The 22022-nt window shown below is 64.8% G+C and carries 17 protein-coding genes and 2 pseudogenes; 10 read left to right on the top strand and 9 right to left on the bottom strand.

From position 1 onward, the window contains the following. Window positions 1-2 precede the first annotated feature (2 nt). The 3 genes from ACLBKS_RS03020 to ACLBKS_RS03010 are packed head-to-tail and all read left to right on the top strand — an operon-like array spanning window position 3 to window position 5280. The gene (locus ACLBKS_RS03020; RefSeq protein WP_410191304.1) at window positions 3-3143 is read left to right on the top strand and encodes an efflux RND transporter permease subunit; all 3141 of its coding nucleotides are present in this window, start codon (window positions 3-5) and stop codon (window positions 3141-3143) included. 11 nt (window positions 3144-3154) lie between these two features. Continuing rightward, on the top strand, window positions 3155-4657 hold the full coding sequence (locus tag ACLBKS_RS03015; RefSeq protein WP_410191303.1) for an efflux transporter outer membrane subunit: 1503 nt from the start codon (window positions 3155-3157) through the stop codon (window positions 4655-4657). 14 nt (window positions 4658-4671) lie between these two features. After that, a complete protein-coding gene (locus tag ACLBKS_RS03010; RefSeq protein WP_410191302.1) occupies window positions 4672-5280 on the top strand; it encodes a TetR/AcrR family transcriptional regulator in 609 nt (202 codons plus the stop codon). A 39-nt stretch (window positions 5281-5319) separates the two neighbouring features. Here ACLBKS_RS03010 and ACLBKS_RS03005 read toward each other — a convergent pair whose 3' ends face one another. Together ACLBKS_RS03005 and ACLBKS_RS03000 are read right to left on the bottom strand one after the other, a co-directional pair. Next, window positions 5320-6309 carry a hypothetical protein gene (locus ACLBKS_RS03005; RefSeq protein ID WP_410191301.1) on the bottom strand — a complete coding sequence of 330 codons (990 nt, stop codon included), beginning with the start codon at window positions 6307-6309 and terminating at the stop codon, window positions 5320-5322. Window positions 6310-6483: 174 nt separating this feature from the next. Continuing rightward, the gene (locus ACLBKS_RS03000; RefSeq protein ID WP_410191300.1) at window positions 6484-7392 is read right to left on the bottom strand and encodes an NAD(P)/FAD-dependent oxidoreductase; all 909 of its coding nucleotides are present in this window, start codon (window positions 7390-7392) and stop codon (window positions 6484-6486) included. Between the two features lie 301 nt (window positions 7393-7693). On the opposite strand from ACLBKS_RS03000, the gene ACLBKS_RS02995 reads away from it, so the two are divergent. The 5 genes from ACLBKS_RS02995 (at window position 7694) to ACLBKS_RS02975 (ending at window position 11377) form a co-directional block, all read left to right on the top strand. Then, on the top strand, window positions 7694-8302 hold the full coding sequence (locus ACLBKS_RS02995) for a DUF2796 domain-containing protein (RefSeq protein ID WP_410191299.1): 609 nt from the start codon (window positions 7694-7696) through the stop codon (window positions 8300-8302). A gap of 9 nt (window positions 8303-8311) precedes the next feature. Then, window positions 8312-9028 carry an ABC transporter ATP-binding protein gene (locus tag ACLBKS_RS02990; RefSeq protein WP_410191298.1) on the top strand — a complete coding sequence of 239 codons (717 nt, stop codon included), beginning with the start codon at window positions 8312-8314 and terminating at the stop codon, window positions 9026-9028. Next, a complete protein-coding gene (locus ACLBKS_RS02985) occupies window positions 9025-10293 on the top strand; it encodes an ABC transporter permease (protein ID WP_410191297.1) in 1269 nt (422 codons plus the stop codon). Before ACLBKS_RS02990 ends, ACLBKS_RS02985 begins: the two co-directional genes overlap by 4 nt. Window positions 10294-10297: 4 nt before the next feature. Next, entirely contained in the window at window positions 10298-10867 is a 570-nt protein-coding gene (locus ACLBKS_RS02980; RefSeq protein ID WP_410191296.1) for a DUF3299 domain-containing protein, read from the top strand. 102 nt (window positions 10868-10969) lie between these two features. Further along, entirely contained in the window at window positions 10970-11377 is a 408-nt protein-coding gene (locus ACLBKS_RS02975) for a Fur family transcriptional regulator (RefSeq protein ID WP_410191295.1), read from the top strand. 31 nt (window positions 11378-11408) lie between these two features. On the opposite strand, the gene ACLBKS_RS02970 is transcribed toward ACLBKS_RS02975, so the two are convergent. From ACLBKS_RS02970 to ACLBKS_RS02950, 5 genes are all read right to left on the bottom strand, one after another. Then, window positions 11409-13193, bottom strand: a complete 1785-nt coding sequence (locus ACLBKS_RS02970; RefSeq protein WP_410191294.1) for a methyl-accepting chemotaxis protein — start codon at window positions 13191-13193, stop codon at window positions 11409-11411. Window positions 13194-13603: 410 nt separating this feature from the next. Beyond that, a complete protein-coding gene (locus ACLBKS_RS02965) occupies window positions 13604-15436 on the bottom strand; it encodes a methyl-accepting chemotaxis protein (protein ID WP_410191293.1) in 1833 nt (610 codons plus the stop codon). Between the two features lie 178 nt (window positions 15437-15614). Next, the gene (locus ACLBKS_RS02960) at window positions 15615-16421 is read right to left on the bottom strand and encodes a ferritin-like domain-containing protein (RefSeq protein WP_410191292.1); all 807 of its coding nucleotides are present in this window, start codon (window positions 16419-16421) and stop codon (window positions 15615-15617) included. A 180-nt stretch (window positions 16422-16601) separates the two neighbouring features. Beyond that, window positions 16602-17558: a site-specific tyrosine recombinase XerD gene (gene xerD / locus ACLBKS_RS02955; protein WP_410191291.1), complete on the bottom strand. Its 957-nt coding sequence runs from the start codon at window positions 17556-17558 to the stop codon at window positions 16602-16604. 67 nt (window positions 17559-17625) lie between these two features. Further along, window positions 17626-18612, bottom strand: a complete 987-nt coding sequence (locus ACLBKS_RS02950; protein WP_410191290.1) for a tripartite tricarboxylate transporter substrate binding protein BugE — start codon at window positions 18610-18612, stop codon at window positions 17626-17628. Between the two features lie 262 nt (window positions 18613-18874). Between ACLBKS_RS02950 and ACLBKS_RS02945 the strand changes: the two genes are divergently transcribed. Next, window positions 18875-19837: an AEC family transporter gene (locus ACLBKS_RS02945; RefSeq protein ID WP_410191289.1), complete on the top strand. Its 963-nt coding sequence runs from the start codon at window positions 18875-18877 to the stop codon at window positions 19835-19837. Here the strand turns inward: ACLBKS_RS02945 and ACLBKS_RS02940 are convergent. Both ACLBKS_RS02940 and ACLBKS_RS02935 read right to left on the bottom strand, forming a co-directional pair. Beyond that, window positions 19832-21166 (bottom strand): SUMF1/EgtB/PvdO family nonheme iron enzyme, encoded by a 1335-nt coding sequence (locus ACLBKS_RS02940; protein WP_410191445.1) that lies wholly within the window; start codon window positions 21164-21166, stop codon window positions 19832-19834. The two genes, ACLBKS_RS02945 and ACLBKS_RS02940, sit on opposite strands and share 6 nt — an antisense overlap. A 170-nt stretch (window positions 21167-21336) precedes the next feature. Continuing rightward, window positions 21337-21543: pseudogene (locus tag ACLBKS_RS02935) on the bottom strand (IS5/IS1182 family transposase); the annotation flags it as partial. A gap of 177 nt (window positions 21544-21720) precedes the next feature. Here ACLBKS_RS02935 and ACLBKS_RS02930 point away from each other — a divergent pair. After that, window positions 21721-21978: pseudogene (locus ACLBKS_RS02930) on the top strand (IS21 family transposase); the annotation flags it as partial. Between the last annotated feature and the right edge of the window lie 44 nt (window positions 21979-22022).

Here is a 22022-nt window from a genome sequence, read left to right as displayed (position 1 = left end):
CCATGTCACGACTTTTCATTGACAGACCCATCTTCGCGTGGGTGCTGGCCATCGTCATCATGCTGGCGGGGGGCCTGGCCATCCGCAGCCTGCCTGTCTCGCAATACCCGCAGATCGCGCCGCCGCAGGTCTCCATGAATGCCACCTATCCGGGGGCTTCCGCCAAGACGCTCGAAGACACGGTGACCCAGGTCATCGAGCAAAAGATGAAGGGCATCGATGGCCTGACCTACATCACGTCCACCAGTGATTCCACCGGCAACGCCTCCATCGCGCTGACCTTCGCCGCCGGGACCGACCCCGACATCGCCCAGGTGCAGGTGCAGAACAAGCTGCAGGTGGCCATGCCCCTGCTTCCGCAAGAAGTGCAGCGCCAAGGCGTTCAGGTCACCAAATCGACGATCAACTTCCTGATGGTGCTGGGTTTCGTCTCCGAAGACGGCAGCATGGACCAGACGGATCTCTCCGACTACGTGTCGTCGAACATCGTGGACGCGCTGAGCCGGGTGGAAGGCGTGGGTGAAGTTCAGCTCTTCGGTGCCCAGTACGCCATGCGCATCTGGCTGGACCCGAACAAGCTCAACCAATACAACCTGACGCCGGCCGAGATCGTGGCCGCCATCCAGGCGCAGAACGCCCAGGTGTCGGCGGGCCAGATCGGTGCGGCCCCAGCGGGGATGGGCCAGCAGATCAACGCCACCATCACCGCGCAGACCCGCTTGCAAACGCCCGCCCAGTTCGAGGCCATCCTCGTCAAGAGCCAAAGCGATGGCGCGCATGTGCGCTTGCGCGACGTGGCCCGCGTCGAGATGGGCGCCGAGAGCTATGCCACCGTCTCGCGCTACAACGGCAAGCCCGCCGCGGGCGTGGCCATCAAGCTGGCCGCGGGGGCCAATGCCTTGTCCACCGCCAAGGCCGTGGAAGCGGCGCTGCAGGACCTGCAGAAATTCATGCCCGCGGGCATGAAGGCCGTGATCCCCTACGACACGACGCCCTTCGTCGAAGTCTCGATCCACGAAGTAGTCAAGACCCTGGCGGAAGCCATCCTGCTGGTCTTCCTGGTGATGTACCTCTTCCTGCAGAACTTCCGCGCCACACTGATCCCGACCATCGCCGTGCCCGTCGTGCTGCTCGGCACCTTCGGGGTCATGGCGGTGGCGGGCTTCTCGATCAACACCCTGACGATGTTCGGCCTGGTGCTGGCCATCGGTCTGCTGGTGGACGACGCCATCGTCGTGGTCGAGAACGTCGAACGGGTGATGGCGGAAGAAGGCCTGTCGCCCAAGGAGGCCACGCGCAAGTCCATGGGCCAGATCTCCGGGGCGCTGGTGGGCATCGCCCTGGTGCTGTCCGCCGTGTTCATCCCCATGGCGTTTTTCGGTGGCTCCACGGGCGTGATCTATCGCCAGTTTTCCATCACCATCGTCTCGGCCATGGTGCTGTCGGTGCTCGTGGCCATGGTGTTGACGCCCGCCTTGTGCGCGACCATGCTCAAGCCGGTCGACGCAGCGCACCACGCGCCCCGGACCGGCTTCTTCGGGTGGTTCAACCGCAGCTTCGACAACGCCACGGGCCGTTACCAAGGTTTCGTGGAACGACTGGTGGGCCAGCGCGGACGCTCCATGCTGGTGTACGGCGTGTTGATCGTTGGCATGTGCGTGCTCTTTCTGCGCCTGCCCACCTCCTTCCTGCCCGAGGAAGACCAGGGCATCCTGTTCTCCATGGTGCAGCTGCCGGCCAACGCCACGCAGGAACGCACGCTGAAGGTGGTGGAGCGCGTGGAGCAACACTTCCTCGAAAACGAAAAGGACAACGTCGAATCCGTGTTCTCGGTGGCCGGTTTCAGCTTCGCCGGTCGGGGCGAAAACATGGCCATCGCCTTCGTGCGCCTCAAGGACTGGAGCGAACGCCCCAGCCCCCTGCAAAAAGTGCAGGCGATCGCCGGCCGCGCCATGGGCAGCTTCATGCAGTTCCGCGACGCCAGGGTCTTCGCCTTCGCGCCCCCTGCCGTGATCGAATTGGGCAATGCCACCGGCTTCAGCGTCTTCCTGCAAGATCGCGCGGGCCTCGGTCATGAAGCGCTCACGAACGCGCGCAACCAATTCCTGGGCATGGCGGCACAACACCCCGACCTCGTGGGCGTGCGCCCCAACGGGCTGGAGGACTCGCCGCAGCTGCGTCTGGACATCGACCACGCCAAAGCCTCCGCGCTGGGCGTCTCGGTCGCCGACATCAACGCCATGCTCTCCACGGCTTGGGGCAGCGCCTATGTCAACGACTTCGTGGACCGTGGCCGCGTCAAGCGCGTGTACATCCAAGCCGACGCCAAGTTCCGCATGCAGCCGGAAGACCTGAACACCTGGCGCGTGAAGAACAGCGCCGGTCAGATGGTGCCCTTCTCGGCGTTCGGCAGCGCCCGCTGGGAAACCGGGTCGCCGCGCCTGGAGCGCTACAACGGTCTGCCCGCGATTGAAATCGCCGGTCAGGCCGCGCCGGGCAAAAGCTCGGGCGCTGCCATGCAGGCCGTCGAGGAGATCGCCGCCAAGCTGCCCCCGGGCGTGGGCCTGGCCTGGACAGGTTTGTCCTACCAGGAACGACTCTCCGGCTCGCAGGCCCCCGCGCTGTACGCCTTGTCGCTGCTGGTGGTCTTCCTCTGCCTGGCCGCGCTGTATGAAAGCTGGTCCGTTCCGGTCGCGGTGATGCTGGTCGTGCCGTTGGGCGTGATTGGTGCCTTGCTGGCGGCCAGCCTGCGCGGACTGTCCAACGACGTCTACTTCCAGGTCGGGCTGCTGACCACGATCGGACTCGGGGCGAAGAACGCGATCCTGATCGTCGAGTTCGCCAAAGAGCAAATGGAGCATGGCAAGACCCTGATCAACGCCACCTTGGAAGCCGTGCGCATGCGCCTGCGCCCGATCCTGATGACCTCGCTGGCCTTTGCGCTGGGCGTGCTGCCCCTGGCGCTCGCCAGCGGCGCGGGCGCCGGCAGCCAGAACGCCATTGGCACGGGCGTGCTCGGCGGTGTGATCGCCGCCACCGTGCTGGGCATCTTCTTCGTGCCGGTGTTCTTCGTGGTCGTCAAGACCTTGTTCCCGGGCAAGAAAGCCCTGGAACACAGCCTCCACATCCCCATGCAAAAGTGAAAGAAGCCTGTATGCGCCCCTCTCTCTATCCTTTGCGCCTGCTCACCGCGGTCGCCGCCGCCTCGCTGCTGGCCGCCTGCACCAGCCTCGCGCCCGACTACCAACGACCGACCTCCGCAGTGCCTGACAGCTGGGCCACCCACGTCGAAACCAAGACCAACGGCAACACTGCGACGCCCGCGGCCGATGCACTGGGCTGGAAAGAATTCATCGCCGACGACAAACTGCGCAGCGTGATTGCCCTGGCGCTGAAGAACAACCGCGACCTGCGCGTCTCGACCCTGAACGTGGAGCGCCTGCAGGCCCTCTACCAGGTGCAGCGCGCCGAGCTGATGCCTTCGATCAACGCCAGCGTCGGGCAAAGCGCGCAGCGCACGCCCGGAGACATCAATGGGACCGGGCAATCCATGATCTCGCGCCAGTACAGCGGCACGGTGGGCATCAGCGCTTACGAGCTCGACCTGTTTGGACGCGTGCGCAGCCTCAAGGACGCGGCCCTGTCCCAATACATGGCGACGGAGCAAGCGCAGCGCAGCGCGCAGATCTCTCTGGTCTCGCAAGTGTCGGTGTCCTACATGACACTGGCGGCCGACCGTGAGCGCCTTTCGCTGGCGGAGCAGACGCTGCAAAGCCGCCAGGAAACCCTGCGCCTGACCCAACGCATGCAGGCCCTGGGCGTCTCCTCCGCGCTGGATCTGCGCCAGGTGCAGAGCACCGTGGACTCCGCGCGTGCCGACGTCGCGAGCTACAAAAGCTTGGTGGCTCAAGACATCAATGCCCTGACCCTGCTTGTGGGCGCGCCCGTCGCGGCCGAGTTGCTGCCCAGTGAAATCTCCAGCGCCGCGCTCACGCTCACGCAAGAACTCGACGCGGGTCTTCCTTCGGACGTTCTGTTGCAGCGCCCGGATGTGCAGCAAGCGGAGAAAGCGCTGGAAGCCGCCAACGCCAACATCGGCGCAGCCCGGGCCGCGTTCTTTCCGAGCATCTCGCTCACCGCCAGCACGGGCACGGCCAGCACCGACCTGGGCAACTTGTTCAAGAACGGGCAGGAATCCTGGAGTTTCGTGCCACAACTGAACCTGCCGATCTTCAGCGGTGGCCGCAACCGCGCCAACCTGCGCGTGTCCGAAGTCGATCGCGACATTGCCGTGGCGCAGTACGAAAAAGCGATCCAGTCCGCTTTCAGAGAAGTCTCCGATGCCCTGGCGCAACGCGCCACGGTGGACGAGCAAACTGCGGCACAGGAAGCCCTCGCGGCGTCCACGCTCGACGCGTTCCGTCTGGCGCGCGCAAGGTACGAGAAAGGGATCGACGACTACCTGAGCACGCTCGATGCACAACGCTCCAGCTACTCGGCGCAACAGGCCCTGATCTCCGCGCGCCTGGCCCAGCAGGTCAACCGCGTCACCGTCTACAAGGTGCTGGGCGGGGGAGCAAGCGAAGAGAACGCCGCGTCGCCTGGAACGCCCGGAACGCCGGCTGCGCTCGCAACGCCCGCGACGCCAAAGGGATAATCAAGGGGCGAACCATGAACTCGACCCCAGCAACCCCCAACAAAGACCGCGCGCACGACCGCCGCGAGCAGATCCTCGAAGCCGCGGCGGAGTGCGTGCGACGCAGCGGCTTTCATGGCGCCAGCATGGCCACCATCGCCAAGACGGCGGGCATGAGCCCGGGACACATCTACAACCTGTTCGAGAACAAGGACGAGATCATCGCCGCGCTCGTGGAACGCGATCGCGACGAGATCGTCCGTGACATCGCAGAAAGCGGGCGGTCCGAAGACCTGGCCATCGACGTGATCGGATGGCTGGAACGACGCGTCGAGGAAATCACCCAGATCGGTGACGTTGCCCTGAGCATCGAAGTGCTGGCCGAAGCCTGCCGCAACCCCAAACTGGCCGCGGTGGTACAGGCCAGCGAACGCGTCATCCAGGAACACGCTGCGGTATATGTGCGCAAGGCGTTGAGTGAGAGGTCGATCACCCTGAGCGACGAAGAGATCATGGCCCGCGCCACCGTCATCGGCGCGATGTTCAATGGGCTGATGAACCAAAGCATCTCCATGCCTGGCTTGAACAAGGCGGCCGTGACGAAAGTCATCCGGCAAGTGTTGCGCCAGTTATTGACCACGTGACGCGCGATCGCCGGCCCTACGCCGAGCGCGCCAGGTGGGTCACGGCGTGAACTTCAAGCCGATGGCGATGGAGCGCCGTTCCTGGGTGTAGTTCGACAGGGTCTGCAGCGGCCCCTCGTGGTATCGGGTGTAAATCGTACAGCGGTTCTGGGCGGAGAACAGATAGTCCAAGTCCCAGGAGTCGGTGTCCAAGCCCATGGCTCCGACGGTCCAGGTGATGCTGGCCTCGCCAGCTTCGGGCCCGATCTTGCGCACCCAAGTCAAGCGCAGCAGGTTGTAGTCTGAAATCGTGACGTCTTTCTTCGCCCAGGGCCCCCAGGTGACGTCCGTGTCCTTGTGGAAATAGAACCGGGCCTTGGCATACAGGGAGCCGAAAACATCCTCCGTGGCGCCCAGACGCACCTCCGTGGAAACGAAGTTCATGCCGCGGCTGACCGAGTCGAAGAACTTGTGATCGTCTTCATCGTAGGCTTGCTGTGCGCGAGCCGCCTCCGACGGACTGAGCACCTCGGTCGTCTGTCCATCCGACAGATGCTCCACGCCGAGGTCAAACCAGCGCAAGGCGGTGAACCCGTCCAAGGGTTGCCGCCAGCGGTAGTGCATGCCGGGGTTGCTGATGCGGTTGATGACCGGCCCCGAATCCCGGGTGCCAGCGTAGAAGTCGAACTCTCCGGTGTACTTGAGGTACCAGCCCGCCTCGAACCTGGGCGGGTGAATGCAGGGCTTGCCAGGCTCCGTCTCCACCGCGTCAGCGTCTGGCACGGGCGACAGCAGATAGCGAAAGGAATAGTGGGCACGCAACGCGGGCTCGTCTCCCTCGGCTTTCTGGTACACGGCGTAGCTGGGCTCATGCGGTTGCAGGCGCGAGACGTCGCAAAGCTTGAGCATCGACGCATTCAGAGCGGGCTCCGTGCGCTGAACGGTATCGGCCGGGGGCGCTGGTTCCGTTTGGGCATGCAGCGGCCCCAGCATGGCGCTGGGCAGCGCCGCGCACGCCGCCCACTTACGCCCTTTCTCAAGGTTCAGCATGGCCTGGCTCCTTTCGGTGTTGAGGTGCCATGCATGCTAGGCCAAGGCGCGCCGAGCGCCATCCCATGAACAAGGGAGGTACCGAGCCAGTCCGGAACTCACGCGCAATCGGATGGCCGCGCCGGACTGGGGGCGCTCGCGAGCGCGGCTACTTCAGGAACGAATCTTTGGTCTTCAACGGAACATCAGCGATTGATGCGCGGCCGCGCCCGCCTGGGCGCCATCGCCCACGGCGAAGGCCACGTTGCCAGCCGCACGCGCGGCGTCGCCGCAGGCAAAGACCCCAGGCACAGTGGTTTCCTTGAGCAAATCGGTGCGGATGTAAGTGCCCATCGGACCGGTGTCAAAGTCGCAGCCCAGTTGCTCGGCAAGGGGACTCGCCACCCGGGTTTGGCTCGCGACGAACAGACCGGCCATCACAATGCGAGTGCCGTCGGCCAGCTCCACGGTCGCTTCGTCCGTGATGCGAGCGACGGGTCGTGGCTCCACGCTCACGCCCCGCGCGGCCAGGCGGGCACGTTGCGACTCGTCCAGCGCGCAGGCCCCGTGGTTGGTGAAGAAAGTCACCTGACCCCAGTCGGGCAACATCAATGCCTGGTGCAGCGACATGTCGCCAACGCCCAGCACACCGATGCGCCCCTGCCCCAGCTCGTACCCGTGACAGTACGGGCAGTGAAAGACACTGCGCCCCCAGCGGGAGGCCAGGCCCTCGATGTCGGGCAATTGATCCACCACACCCAGCGCCAGCACGAGCCGCCGCGCCCGCACAAGCAGGCCCTGGCTGGTGCGCACCAGGAAATCCTCCGCTGTCTTTTCCGCCTGGATCACCGTGTCTTCTTGCCATGTCACCGTTGGATACGCCAGCAACTGAGCCTTTCCATCGGCGGCAATGTCACCGGGCGCGCGCCCATCCTGCCCAAGAAAACCGTGGGATGCCGACGCAAAGCGGTTGCGACGCTGACCCGCGTCGATCACCAAGAGGCGCCGCCGGGCTCGGGCCAGCTGCATGGCAGCCGACAAGCCGGCGTAACTGCCGCCAATCACGGCGACATCAAAAACCTGAGGTTGCAAGTCGGTGTTCATGTCCTCGATCCTCTGGGGTTGCCACCCGCCGTTGGGTGGTTTGTGACGAAAATCCTCCCTGAGTCAGTCGGGATGAACCCAAGCTGAACCAGGTGATGCGAGAGGCCGGTTTGCATTTCTATACACACCGCACACAAATGATAATGAATAATTGATAACAACAGCGGATGATGGGCCATCGCGCGATCGGGTGGCAGCCGCCGGATTGGTTGCTCTTCGTCGCCCATCCTTCGCTGTGTTGCAGGCTGGCGTCTCAGCCGTCCTTTCGTCACCCCGATCCTTGTTGCACCAGGAGAATTTCATGTCCGATATCACGCTTCGCCGCGCCTTGAAAGCGCTCCCCGTCCTTGCTGCGCTCTCGGCCTTGCCCGCGCTGGCCCAGCAACATGCCCACACCCACGGCCGCATGACCCTGGATGTCGCTGTGGATGAGAAGACCCTGACTCTGGAAATCGAATCGCCGCTGGACGGATTCCTGGGTTTCGAACGCGCACCGCGCACCGACGCCGAACGCAAGCGCGTCTCGGACATGGTGGCCCGCCTGAACGCGGCACAGCAATTGTTCGTTCCCGACCCGGCCGCTGAATGCACCCTGGCGACCGTCACGATGGAATCGGCCGCGCTCGGTCTGGGCGAACCGAAGAAGGATGGCGAACATGCGAAGGCGCACGACCATGACGACAAGAAGCGACCCGATGGCAAGAAGGGCCACGCCGAGGACGAACACGCCGACATCGACGTGGACATCGTCTTCAACTGCGCCAAGGCGACCCAGGCTCGGTTCATCGACGTGAAGCTGTTCGATGCGTTCAAGCGCATCCGCGCCATCGACGCGCAAATCGCCACGCCCCAAGGCCAATTCAAACGCAGCCTGCGGCCTGACGCCGCCCGTCTCAACCTGGTCCGTTGAACCTTCGCCATGACCACCCCCGTCCTTGAGCTGAAAGACCTTCGGTTCGCCTGGCCGCGCGACCCACGCGACTGCTTGAACATCGCAGAATTCGCTGTCACACCTGGCGAAACTGTGTTCCTGCACGGCCCCAGCGGCTGCGGCAAAAGTACTTTGCTGTCGCTGATGGCCGGTGTGCTGCTGCCTCAGTCCGGGCGCGCTGCGTTGCTCGGCACCGACTGGGGGGCACTGCGTCCCATGGCGCGTGACCGGCACCGCGTGGACCATGTGGGCTACATCTTCCAGCAGTTCAACCTGCTGCCCTACCTGACGGCGCTGGACAACGTGCTGCTGCCTTGCCGTTTCTCCGCGCGGCGTCGCGCGGCGGCCGAGCAGGCGCATGAATCCTTGCTGGCGGCGGCAGAGCATTGGCTCAGCGGGATGGGGCTGAACGCATCGGTCTGGCGTCGAGCGGCGCACACCTTGTCGGTGGGTCAGCAGCAACGCGTGGCCGCAGCGCGCGCGCTGATCGGCCAGCCTGACGTGGTGATCGCCGACGAGCCCACCTCAGCCTTGGACGAGGACCGTCGCGACGCCTTCCTCGACCTGCTGCTGTCGGCCTGCGCCCGCGCGGGCAGCGCCTTGGTGCTGGTCAGCCATGACCGGCGCATCGCGACACGCTTTGGCAGGCAGGTGCTGCTACCCGCGATCAACCGGGCCGCGCGCCCCGAGGAGGCGCTGGCATGACACGCGGTTTTCTGCTGGGCCTGGCCTGGCGCAGCGCCTGGAACCGGCGCTTCACCCTGGCGCTGACGGTCTGCTCCATCGCCCTGTCCACCTTCATGCTCTTGGGCGTGGAGCGCGTGCGCACGGACCTGCGCGGCAGCTTCTCCTCAGCCGTGTCCGGCACCGACCTGATCGTCGGACCGCGCACGGGCTCCGTTCAACTCTTGCTTTATGCGGTCTTCCGCGTGGGTGCGGCGACCAACAACATCCGCTGGAGCAGCGTGGAGGCGCTGCAGCAGTTGCGCGGCGTCGCATGGGTCGTGCCCTTGTCCTTGGGCGACTCGCACCGGGGCTTTCCGGTGCTGGGCACCACCACGGCGTACTTCGATCATTTCCGTCACGGGGAACAGCAAGCCTTGCGCTTGCGGGACGGCACGCGCTTCCAGGACTTGTACGACGCGGTGATCGGCGCGGAGGTCGCGGAGCAATTGGGCTACCACGTCGGCCAGCGCATCACCCTGGCCCATGGCACGGGCGAGATCAACCTGTCCGATCACGCAGACAAGCCCTTCACCGTGGTGGGCGTGCTCGCGCGCACGGGCACCCCTGTGGACCGCACCGTGCACATCAGCCTGGAGGCGATGGAAGCCCTGCACGTGGACTGGATGGCGGGCATGCCGCTGCCGGGCATGCACGTCAGCGCCGACGAGGCACGGCGCATGAACCTACAGCCTCGCAATGTCACCGCCGCACTGGTGGGATTGCAAAACCGCGCCGCGGTGTTCTCGGTGCAGCGCCAGGTGAACAACTTCGGCGGCGAGCCCTTGATGTCCATCTTGCCGGGCGTGGCGCTGGACGAATTGTGGGACGTGGTGGGCGCGGGCGAACGCGCGCTGATGCTGATGTCCGGCCTGGTGGCCCTGGTCAGCATGGCGGGCCTGATGTCGGTCGTGCTGGCGGGCCTGAACGAGCGGCGGCGCGAGCTGGCGGTGCTGCGCGCCGTCGGCGCGAGCCTGCGCCATGTGCTGCTCTTGCTCACGCTCGAAGGCCTGCTGATGACGCTGGTTGGAACGGGCTTGGGCGTCGCGGCCCTGACAGCCTGCGTGTTGGCGCTCGGCCCCTGGTTGCAATCGGATTTCGGACTGACGCTACAGTTGGCGCAGCCCACGCTCACGCAAGCTTGGCTGCTGGCCAGTCTGCTGATCGCGGGTTGGGTGGCCAGCTTGCTGCCAGGATGGCGCGCGTACCGTTTGTCGCTGGCCGACGGCCTATCACCGAGAATCTGACCTCATGTTGCGAGCCACCACCTCCCCATTCATCCAAGGCACGCTGCGCGGCCTGGCCATGGCCTTGCTCGTGCTCGGTGCATGGGGTGCACTGACGCCCAGCGCACGCGCCGCCGACTATGCAGAGTTGAAATGGGAAGAGCTGGTACCGCAAGACTGGAACCCGGCGGACTCCTTCCGCGACCTTCAGCATCTGGCCGGTCTGCCCGATTCCGACGACCGTGTGCAAGAGCTGTACGACCGCATGCGCAAGGTCTGGGATGAGGCGCCGACGGTGCCCACGTTGAAAGGCAAGGCCGTGAAGGTCCCCGGATTCATCGTGCCCTTGGAGCGCAATGCGGATGGACTGCGCGAGTTCCTGCTGGTGCCCTACTTCGGCGCCTGCATCCACACGCCGCCGCCGCCCGCGAACCAGATCATCCACGTGCGCTCGAAGACACCGCTCAAAGGATTCGAGAGCATGAGCGCCGTCTGGGTCAGTGGCACGCTGGGGCTGGAGCGCAAGGGCTCGGACATGGGCGTCAGTGGTTACAGTCTGCAAGCCGCACGTGTCGTCAAATACACCGGCAAATGATCAAGTCCTTGCTCGCACCTGCAGTGCCCTGAAACCCAAGTCTGCACATTGCTGGCAGGTTGGACTCATTCCTCATCCCCGATTGCCACGTACGAACACGCCATGGAACGTTCTACCCGTCAACGCCAAGCGATCCGCACGGCCCTGGAGGCTGCGGGTCGTCCCTTGCTGCCCGTGGAAATTCAGCTCGCCGCTCAGCACGAGGTGCCTGCGCTGGGGTTGGCCACGGTCTACCGCAACCTCAAGCAGCTGGTGGAGTCCGATGAGATTCAGCAGGTGGAACTGCCCGGCGAACCGCCACGCTACGAGCTGAGTGGCCACAAGCACCACCACCATTTCCGCTGCCGCGATTGCCAACGGGTGTTCGACGTGCACGCCTGCCCAGGCAATATGCAGAAACTGGCGCCCCGAGGCTTCGTGGTGGATGACCACGAACTCACTTTGTACGGTTCCTGCAGCGACTGCCGTCAGCAAGCGCGCGCGGCGACACGCGGCGCGGCCCACGCCTGAACCTGTCAGGGCGCTGAGTCACAGCGCCGACTTAGAAGGACTCCCACTCCTCGCTGGCACCGCCTGCGGTGGCGCGCGCGGGGACAGACTCAGCCGCCAAGGAAGGCGGCGGTGCCTGTTTGAGCGCGGCCACGGGCTTGGGGGCCTTGGGCTTGGCAGCAGTCACTGCCGGTGCGGCCTTCATGGATGCGGGCGCATGGGTGCTGGGGGCTGCATGTGCCGCTCGCCCGGCCATCGACGAAGGCGCCGGCGCGCGCAGTTCAACGCCGTGCGCGAGCTTGAACACGGCTACCGCGTCCACCAGCTCTCTGGCCTGGGTCTTGAGGCTATTCGCCGCGGCCGACATCTCCTCCACCAAGGCCGCGTTCTGCTGGGTCACCTGGTCCATCTGCTGCACCGCCTCGCCGATCTGTGCAACGCCTTGGCTTTGCTCGGTGCTCGCCGCGCTGATATCGCCCATCAAGTCCGTCACGCGGCGAATGCTGTGCACCACCTCCTGCATGGTGCTGCCCGCCTGGTCCACTAGCGCGGTGCCGGCATCGACACGGTTGACGCTGTCAGAAATGAGCGCCTTGATCTCCTTCGCCGCCTCAGCGCTGCGTCCGGCAAGACTGCGCACCTCGCTCGCCACCACCGCGAAGCCGCGGCCTTGCTCGCCTGCGCGGGCGGCCTCCACCGCGGCGTTGAGCGCGAGGATGTTGGTCTGGAAGGCGATGCCGTCGATCACGCTGATGATGTCGGAGATCTTTTTGCTCGCCTCGCTGATGCCCTTCATGGTTTCCACCACCTGGGTGACCACCTCTCCGCCCTGCACGGCGACGGACGATGCCTTCTGCGCGAGCTGGTTCGCCTGGCGGGAGTTGTCGGCGTTCTGAGTCACGGTGGACCCGAGCTCTTCCATGGACGCGGCGGTCTCTTCCAGGGAACTGGCTTGGCTCTCGGTGCGCGCGCTCAAATCCTGGTTGCCCTGAGCAATCTGCGCGCTGGCCGTGGCGACCGACTCCGAGCCCTGGCGCACGATGCCCACCACCTTGGCCAGGCTTTGCTGCATGGCACCGAGCGCTTGCAGCAACTGCCCCGTCTCGTCACGCCGCGTGGACTTCACTTCATGGCTCAAGTCGCCGGCGGCGACCGCTTGCGCCAAGTTCACGGCTTCCTCGATGGGACGGGTGATGGAACGGACGATCCACAGCCCCAGGCTGAAGGCGACCACCAGGGCCACCACGATGGCGACTGTCACGGAGACGCGCAAGGTCTCCACCTCGGAAACAGCGGAAACACCAGCATCATGCGAAAGGCTTTTTTGAAATTCGATCTCCTGATCCAAGGTCTTGAGATAGGCCAACTGAACCGGTCTCACATCCGAAAGCAGATAGGCGATGGCGGGGTCGCGCTGACCGCCTTGCAACAGCGCCACGTACCGATCCACGCTGTCGCGGAACTTGGCGCGCTCGTCCGCCGCTTGCTTCAGCAATTCGCGGCCCTTGGGCGACTGAATTCTGGCGTCCAAGCGCGCGACCAGTTCAGTGACCTTGCGGCGCGACTCCGCCAGCTCCGCTATCTCCGCCTTGATTTGATCTGGGTTGGTGAAAAGGGCCATGTTGCGGATGCTGCGCGCCTGTTGATTGACCTCCAGGCGCAAATCGTTCACCTCTTCGATGATGACCATGCGCCGCTCAACGATGTCTTCCAGCCCCTTTTGTATGTCCGCCGAGCGCAAGATGCTCTGCAGACCGACGCCGATCAAAAGCAAGGTCAAGATCGTCAAAGTCAATGCCAGCCGGGTCCCGATCTTCAGGTGATTGAAATAATCCATGGGTTCTCCTCCTGTCTTCTTGCGATTTGCCAGACCCGCAAAGCAAGCGCCTCGCGCATTCATGCCCATAACGGGAACAGTGTCCCGGCACGAGCCGATCGAGACTAGCCAGGTGACCGCGCAAGCGTAAGTCGGTTCAAACTTTGGCAGTCAGGCCGGCGCCAGTCACCCGTGGTCTGGGCTGCCGCTGGATGCTAGGAAGCTTCGAAAGCAAGGGCATTGACTCAGGTCAAGCGCAGCCGCGCCGCGACCAACAGTCCGCGGGTGAGCGTGCGGCGCTCTTGCCGTTCCAATCCTCATTGAAACGGGGAAGGAAGACCAAGCCTGCACGGTGATCTGGCCACGGCAGGCCGTTGAGGGCAGACGACGGGCCCGCCATGCGGGCGGGCCGGTGAGTGGACGCGGCAGCGTTAGAAAGTTTCCCAGCTGCCGTCCTCGGCAGACGCTGCGGTGCCGCCCTTCCCCGCATCCTTGCTCGCCCCGGTCTTGGCCGAAAGCGGCAGAGAGGGCGCAGGGCGGACCGAGGTCCCGGCCGACGCTGATGCGACTGGCGCGGTGCCAGAGCCAGAGACCGGCTTCGCGGCACCCAGGCGAGCCGGTTTGGCACGCGACGTCGTCGTGACCGTGGCGGCCACGGTGGCGGTGACGCGAGGCGCCGAGGTCAGGTTGGCCGACGCGCGCGGCGCCATGGCCTCGGCGCCCACGTTGAACACCGCGACCACATCCGCCAGGCGTTGCGCCTGATCGCGCATGCTCGTGGCCGCGGCGGTGGACTGCTCCACCAAGGCCGCGTTCTGCTGCGTCATTTGGTCCAGGTTGCCGATCGCCTGATTGACCTGGTTGATGCCATCGCGCTGCTCGGCGGAGGCGGCGCTGATTTCACCGATCAAATCGCTGACGCGGCGCACGCCGGAGACGATTTCGTCCATGCGCTCGCCCGCCTCGGCCACCTGCTGAGAACCTGCGTCCACCGTGTGCACGGAGTTGGCGATCAGGCCCTTGATTTCCTTGGCCGCATCGGCGCTGCGCTGCGCCAGGGCACGCACTTCGCCCGCGACCACGGCAAAGCCGCGGCCTTGCTCGCCCGCGCGGGCAGCCTCGACGGCCGCGTTCAAGGCCAGGATGTTGGTCTGGAAAGCGATGCCATCGATCACGCCGATGATGTCGCCAATCTTGCGTGACGATTCAGTGATCTGGGCCATGCTGGCCACGACCTGCTGCACCACCTCGCCGCCACGCTGAGCGGCCTGGGCGGCGCTGCTGGCCAGCTGATTGGCCTGGATGGCCGTGTCGGCGGACTGCGTCACCGTGCTGGTGAGTTCTTCCATGCTGGCAGCCGTCTCTTCGAGACTGGCCGCGGTTTGCTCGGTGCGGGCCGACAGATCTTGATTACCGGAGGCGATTTCGCCCGAGGCCGAGGAGACGGACTCCACGCCGCTGCGCACTTCGGACACGACCTTGCGCAGACGCTCGCTCATGGCGCCCAGGGCACGCAGCAGCTGCCCCGTTTCATCTCGCGCGCTCGACTCCAGTCGCTGGCTCAGGTCGCCCGCGGCCACGGCATCAGCCAAACGCGCGGCTTCGGCAATCGGCTTGGTGATGCTGCGGGTGATCGTCAGTCCCAGGGCGACGCCCGCACTCAAGGCAATCGCGCTGCAGAGCAGCAGTAGCACGCGGCTGCGCTCCCAGGTGGCGCGAGCCGTCGCGGTCGCATCTTCTGCCTCGGCTTGCGAGAAGTCGCTGAGCTTTTGCACCTCAGCGGAATACGCGCGCAAGCCGGGGCTGAGCCGCTGCTCATTGAGGGTGTGCATGAGGTACAAGTCCTCGGTGCTGTTGCGCTGCTTCAAAGCGGTCAGCTCGTTGCGCGCTTCGCGATAGGCCTGAGCGACCACGTTGATGCGATCCAGGATCTCCCGCCCCTGCGGCGAGGCGATCTCTTGCAGGGCTTTCTGCAACTCCACCGCGCGTTTGGTGTGATTCGCCATCAGCCCTTCCAGGCGCTGGTTCTCCACCGGGTTGTAGGTACGCACATAGGCCGTGATCACCTCCTGATGGACCTCGATCGTGCGAACCCAATCGGTTGCCATGGCCACGCGTTTTTGGGCCAGATACCCCGCGTAGGACGCCTCGTTCATCTTCATGAGGCTGACAAAGCCCACCAGGGCCATGGCCACCATCAGAAGGAGTTGGATACCGATGGTGACACTCAAACGCGTGCCTATCTTCAAATCGGAGAATTTCATCTTGTCTTCCTGGCCGATGCCTCTTTGTTTGTGATCTGCGCCCCAACGCGAAAAACGCCTGCGTGTGAGCAAGAGTCACTGGATCACAGCAGCCCCTGCACCCGCATCCGGGTATGTCCTCGGGCCTCCCAGCCCGCCCGAAAATCCGGGTAGACATTCTCTCAAATCAGCGGCAACCTCAATGGCTTGCGGTTTCAAGCGCTTGAAGTTCCGCCTCGGAAAAACCCGCGGCACGGCGAGCATCCAGGTTGAAGGGCCGCTTCAGGCGCGGCGCTTGGTACCGCATCGTCAGTTCAGCGTAGGTGCCCACGGGGTCCAGGCCGCGCTGCGCGCAGGCCCAGGCATACCAGCGGTTGCCCGTGGCGACGTGGCCGATTTCCTCGCGCAGGATGAGGTCCAGGATTTCGCCGCCGCGCGTGTCACCAATGGACACAAGTTTGGCCTTCACGGCGGGCGAAGCGTCCAGGCCGCGGGCCTCCAGGGTGCGAGGCACCAAGGCCACGCGTGCCAGCAGATCATCGCGAGTGCGCTCGGCCATCTCCCACAGGCCGTTGTGGGCCGGGAAGTCGCCGTAGTCGAATCCCAGCGTCCGCAGATGCGCGCGCAGCAGGGTGAAGTGGTTGGCCTCTTCCCGCGCGACCTGCAGCCAGTCGCGGTAGAAGGCCTCGGGCAGCCCCGGAAAACGCCAGCAAATGTCGAGCGCCAAGTCGATGGCGTTGCGTTCGATGTGAACGATGGAATGCACCAGGGCTGCGTGACCACGCGGTGTGTTGAGGGCGCCGGGCTTGATCTGGGTGTGGGACAGCAAGACCGGCTTTTCACCGCGGCCAGGCTGGATCTCATGGCCTGGGCTGCTGAGCACGGCGTCAAGGTCGAGGCGGCCAGCGCGAACGTCGAGCGTCAGTACCTCGGCGGCTTTGGCGACGGGGTTCGCCAGGGTGAGCAGGCGCAGGCAGCTGGCGCGGAGTTCGGGGACGCTGTTCATGGCTGCAAATGGTAGCGATGCGCAAGCAAGGGGACGATGCGGGTCAGGCTAGCAAGCAGACAGGCTGCGGTCCGTCCGCCTCATGGAGCGCTGCGCGCTCCGAAATCGGCGGCGCGGTCCGCAGCCTGTCTGCTTGCTCGGGAGTCGAAGCACATGGAAAGCACGCGCTCGGCCAAATTTTCATCCTCGCGGGTGGTGCTGGGCATGCAAGGTCTTGAGCCGTTCGCGCGCCACGTGGGTGTAGATCGTGGTGGTGGAGATGTCCGCGTGTCCCAACAGCATCTGCACAGCGCGCAGATCGGCGCCGTGGTTCAGCAGGTGCGTGGCGAAGGCGTGGCGCAAGGTGTGGGGCGACAGGGGCGAGGTGACGCCTGCGATCACGGCGTATTTCTTCACCAGTGACCAGAACATCACGCGGGTCATGGCCTCCCCCGCTCGGCTGCCGCGCAAGGTCACGAACAGGTCGTCGGTCTGCTTGGCCGCGCGCGGCGTCGGCCCGACTTGCCCTAGCAACTCCGGTCGTGCCTCGTGCAGGTATCGGCGCAACCAGTCCGCGGCGATCTCGCCAAAGGGCACCAGGCGCTCCTTGCTGCCCTTGCCGGTCACCCGCAGCACGTGCTCGTTCAGGCCCACGTTGAAGGTTTTGAGACCCACCAACTCGCTCACCCGCAGACCGCTGGCATACATCAACTCCAGCATGGCGCGGTCGCGCAAGCCCAGGGGCGTGCTCAGGTCCGGCGCGGCGAGCAAGGCCTCGACCTGCGCCTCGCTCAAGGTCTTGGGCACGCGCAGCGGCTGCTTGGCACTGAGCAGACGCAAGGTCGGGTCGGCTTGAATGCGGCGCTCGCGCACGGCCCAGCGAAAGTAACGCTTGAAGACGGTCAGGCGCCGGTTGGCCGTGGTCGCGCGGGTCTCGGCGTGCCGGGCGGCGAAGTAAGCGTTCAGATCGGGCTCGCCGCTGGCATCCAAGGTTTGGGACGCCCGCCCTTCACCAGGCTCCGCCAACCAGCGGGCGTACAAAGCGAGATCGCGTTGGTAGGCGTCGAGGGTGTTGCGCGACAGCCCTTCCTCAAGCCAGAGCGCGTCGATGAAGGCCTGCACGGCGTCGAGGGAAGCAGCAAGCGGCTCGGGGTTCATGGGCACGATCATAAAAAAACGCCGCGCTGCAAGCGGCAGCGCGGCGTTTGCGTGGACGCAAAGGTGATCAGTCCAGCGTGAGCTTCTGGGTCTCCACGACCTTCTTGTAAACCGCCAGCTCGGCCTTGATCTGGTCCGCGAACTGCGCGGGCGAATTGCCGATGACGAAGGAGCCGGTTTCCTCGATGCGCTTGCGCACGGCCGGGTCTTGCAAGGCCTTGAGGGTGGCGGCGTTGATCTTGTTGACGATGGCGGCAGGCGTGCCCTTGGGGGCCAGCAGGCCATAGTAGGCCGGGCGATTGACACCTTCGAAACCGACTTCCTTGAAGGTCGGCACGTTGGGGAGGCTGGCCACGCGCTGGGGCGAGGCCACGGCGATGGCAACCAGGCGGCCGCTCAGGATGTGTGGCAAGGCCGAAGGCAGGTTGTCGAACATGATCGGCACGTGGCCAGCCAGGATGTCATTGAGCGCCGGGCCCGCGCCGGTGTAGGGGATGTGCACCAAATCCAGGCCAGTCAGGCTCTTGAACAGCTCGGTCTGCAAATGTCCGATGCCGCCCGTGCCCGAGGACGCGTAGGAATACTTGCCCGGGTTCTTCTTCACCTCGTCCATGAAGCCCTTGAAGTCCTTGGCCGGGAAACTCGGGTGCACCATGATCACGTTGGGCGTGGCCGCGATGTTCACGATGGGCACGAAGTCCGTCAAGGGGTTGTACTGGATCTTGGTGTTGATGGCCGGGTTGGCCGCCGTGGTGGACACGGTGGCCATGCCGATCAGGTAGCCATCTGGCGCGGCGCGCGACAGCTCGGTGGCGCCAACGACGCCGCCGCCGCCCGCCTTGTTCAAGACCACCACGCTCTGGCCCAGCTCTTTGCCCAGAGGTTCGGCGATGACGCGCGCGATGATGTCGGTCGTGCCACCGGGCGCGAAAGGCACCTGCAAGGTCACGGGCTTGGCCGGCCAAGCCTGGGCATGGGCTGCCGGACCATAGGCCAGGGCAGCCAAGGCGGCGGCGCACGAAAGGGCGGTGACGAAGGAACGTCGCAGCAGCATGATCAGGTCTCCTGAAAACTAGGATGGAAGAGGAGCGGGCATTCTAGGTGGGGGGTTGACATCACGCACTCCGCAAAAACGCGCGCTTCAAAGGGAATTGCTGGAGTTGTCGCAGTGCCCCGCGCATGCTTGACACCGTGCGCTTTTGAACTTTGACGATTAAGTCTGACGGCTGCCTGACAAGCTGCGCATCGGTCCGGTGCAGGCCTCGCTCAAGCGATACGTGGCAAGAGGCAAGAGGCAAGAGGCAAGAGGGTCGAGGATGGCGACTGCTATCCTCGCGCGCGTGAATTACGCTGTCTTGCTCTTCCCCGACTTCTCCATGATCCTGTGCGGCTGGCTGCTGTGCCGCTACACCGCCTTGGACCGACGGGTCTGGGAGCCGGTCGAAAGCCTGGTCTACTACTTTTTGTTTCCGGTGCTGCTGTTCCACAGCATCGTCAAGAGCCCGATCCATCTCGATGCCGACGCCAGCCTGGTGCTTGGCGGTTTGCTGATGACGCTCGCGGGCGTGCTGCTGACCCACGCCTTGCCCTGGCTCATGCGCTCTTGGCCCGGCGCGCGCGAGGGTTTCAACGCGCGCGACCACGCGGCCAGCGCGCAGGTGGCTTTCCGCTTCAACTCCTTCATCGCATTGGGCTTGGCGGAGCGGCTGGCCACTCACGCGCAGGACGGCCGCGGCCCGCTGCTGATGGCCCTGCTGATCGGCGTCTGCGTGCCACTCGTGAACGTGGCCGCGGTCTGGCCGATGGCGCGGCATGCGGGGCGCGGCGTGTTGCGGGAACTGGTACGCAACCCACTGATCATCGCCACCGTCTCGGGTCTGGCCTGCAACCTGCTGGGCCTGCGCGTGCCCGACTGGATCACCCCCAGCCTCTCACGCATCGGTGCGGCCTCGCTGGCGCTGGGCTTGATGGCGGCGGGCGCGGGCATGCAGTTCGGCACGTTGGCCCGCAGCAAGGCCTTGGCTGCGGGCGTGTTGACGGTGCGTCACCTGCTGCTGCCCCTAGTGGCGCTGGGCCTGTGCATCGTGCTGCGACTGGACACAGCGCAGGCCGCGACCTTGTTGTTGTTCTCGGCCCTGCCCACGGCCTCCAGCGCTTATGTGCTGGCGGCGCGCATGGGCTACAACGGAGCGCTGGTGGCGAGCATGGTCACCCTGTCAACCGCACTGGGCGTGCTGAGCCTGCCTTACGCGCTCAGCCTGCAGCGCCAATTTCTATAAGGCGCAGGAGCGAAAGCCACAGAAGAGGTGATCTGCCTCGGGCGCGGCGTGGTGGCGGAACTTCGGGTGCTCCAAGCGCAGGCGCGTGGCCAGCGACGCGCCGCGCAGCACCTTGTGCCGCCCGAAAAAGGGCTCGGAATACGCGCGCCAAGGGCCCGAGGCAAATCCCGGGTAGCCCTCGAAGGTGGTGGCCGTCCACTCCCAGACATCGCCCCAGCGGAAACCACGGCCAGCGCCTTGATGCGCGGCCAGTTCCCACTCGACCTCGGTCGGCAGGCGACGCCCCGCCCAGCGGCACCAGGCATCGGCTTCCCACCAGGACAGGTGCATGACGGGCGACCACAGGGCCATGCGCAGGGTCTGGCCGAACCAGGACTGGAAGACGCCGCCATTGAGCGCATCCCCTCGCACGGCACCGATTTGCTGCACGTGACGCGGCGCGCGCCGGCCTTCATCCTGCTTCTGCTGCACCTGCAGCCATTCCCAGCCTTCGGGCAGCCAGAACTCGGGATGGTCGTAACCACCATCCATGACGAACTCGACGTACTGACTCCACCCCACGGGCTGGGCGTCGATCTCGAACTCGGGCACGGACACCTCGTGGGCCGGCATCTCGTTGTCGAAGGCGAAGAAGCCGCTTGCAGTCTTGCGGCTATCGTCCCAACCCAACTTCCAGCGGGTCGCGGGCAGCGTGATCGGATCAAGCACGAGACCCGGCTTGGGCAAGGGCACGCGCAGCGGCCAGCCCAAGGTTTGCGCCATGTTGACCAAGACCTCACCGCGCATGTCTTCGTGGAACAGGGCGAGGCGATAGAAATACAGCGCGTCGGCTTCGTCCGGCGTCATGGCCAACAAATCCAGCGTGCTCTCCAACGTGGACAGCAGATAGGCCTTGATGTCGTCCATGGGCGGCAAGGTGGCTTCCCAGCGGCGCGCGGGCGGCAGGCCGGGCTCGCCCCAGAGCGCATCACCACGCGGAAACACCGAAGCAAGGGGCGGCGCCTGCGGGTCCGCGCGCGGCCCCTGGTGACGCTGCAGATTGCGGCCTATCCAGCGCTCCTGAAACCAGCCAATGCGGCCCAGTTCCCACAGAGGCGGGTTGAGCACAGGGGCGAGACCCGGCGCATGCAAGCCCGGCACGTTCGGCAACTCCAGCTCTTCCCCGCCCTCCTCCATGGCCTTCTGAAACTCGCCCATCAGGAAGAGCGTGTGATTGCGCGCGTCCATCAGCGCAAGACTGAGCACATCCCGTCCGGCTCGACGCAGATCGGCCCGGCTCAAGTTTGAGCTGGAAGACGGCAGGGGAAGTTCTTGCGCCATGCGAATCATTATGGGCCGATTCATGTCCGCCGCGCCAGGCTGCCTATCCAGGCTGTTCTTGGTAAATAAAGTCGAAAACAAGCCCCTAACATTGGCGTGACTTCGCACGCAGTTGATTTCAGGGTCCGTCATTGCAAAGTCGAAAACAATTCTTACAGGGCACCTCGCTTGATCTAAATGAACCAGTTCTGCATCAGGTGTATCCGTAACATCGATTCCAGAGCGTAGGGCTGCCGCCCGCGGCCGGCCACCGGATAGTGCGGCTCGATCACATTGAGCTAGGCCTTCCACGGAATCACCAGTTCCATCTTGGACAGAAACACCTCGCGCCGCGTCGTCGTCCTCTTGCCCGCCTGCTCGGCGTGAGCAAAACTGATCCGGTTCATCGCTCTTGCTCCATTGAGCGGTTCAGACCACCGCGCAAAAATCGTGCCCTTGTTCAGATTTTCCTTAGTTCTAATGAACCGGGTGGTCCAGCTGCAGGGGTTCACTCCAAATTTCCATCCAAAGTTGACCCACGTAGACCCTACCCTCCGAGCTTTAAACGCGGGGGGAAATTTGGAGTGATAGACGTGGCGACATTGAATGTCATCAGGCGGTGGGCACTGCGAGAACAGATGTCCATTCGCGAGATCTCCAGGCGCACAGGCCTGGCTCGCAACACAGTGAAGAAGTACCTGCGGTCCGATGAGACCGAGCCCACCTACGCAAGGCGGGTCAGCCCAAGCAAGCTCGATCCCTATGCCGAGAAGCTGGCCACCTGGCTAGGAATCGAGGCAACAAAATCGCGGAAACAGCGGCGCAATCTGAAGCAGATCTACACACGAAAACAGCTCGCCAGCGGTGGCGTGGCTTGGCGCCCCAT

It is taken from the genome of Hylemonella sp. W303a (genome assembly GCF_046452315.1).
Lineage (GTDB): Bacteria > Pseudomonadota > Gammaproteobacteria > Burkholderiales > Burkholderiaceae_C > Hylemonella.
This window is presented reverse-complemented; position numbering and strand designations above follow the sequence as displayed.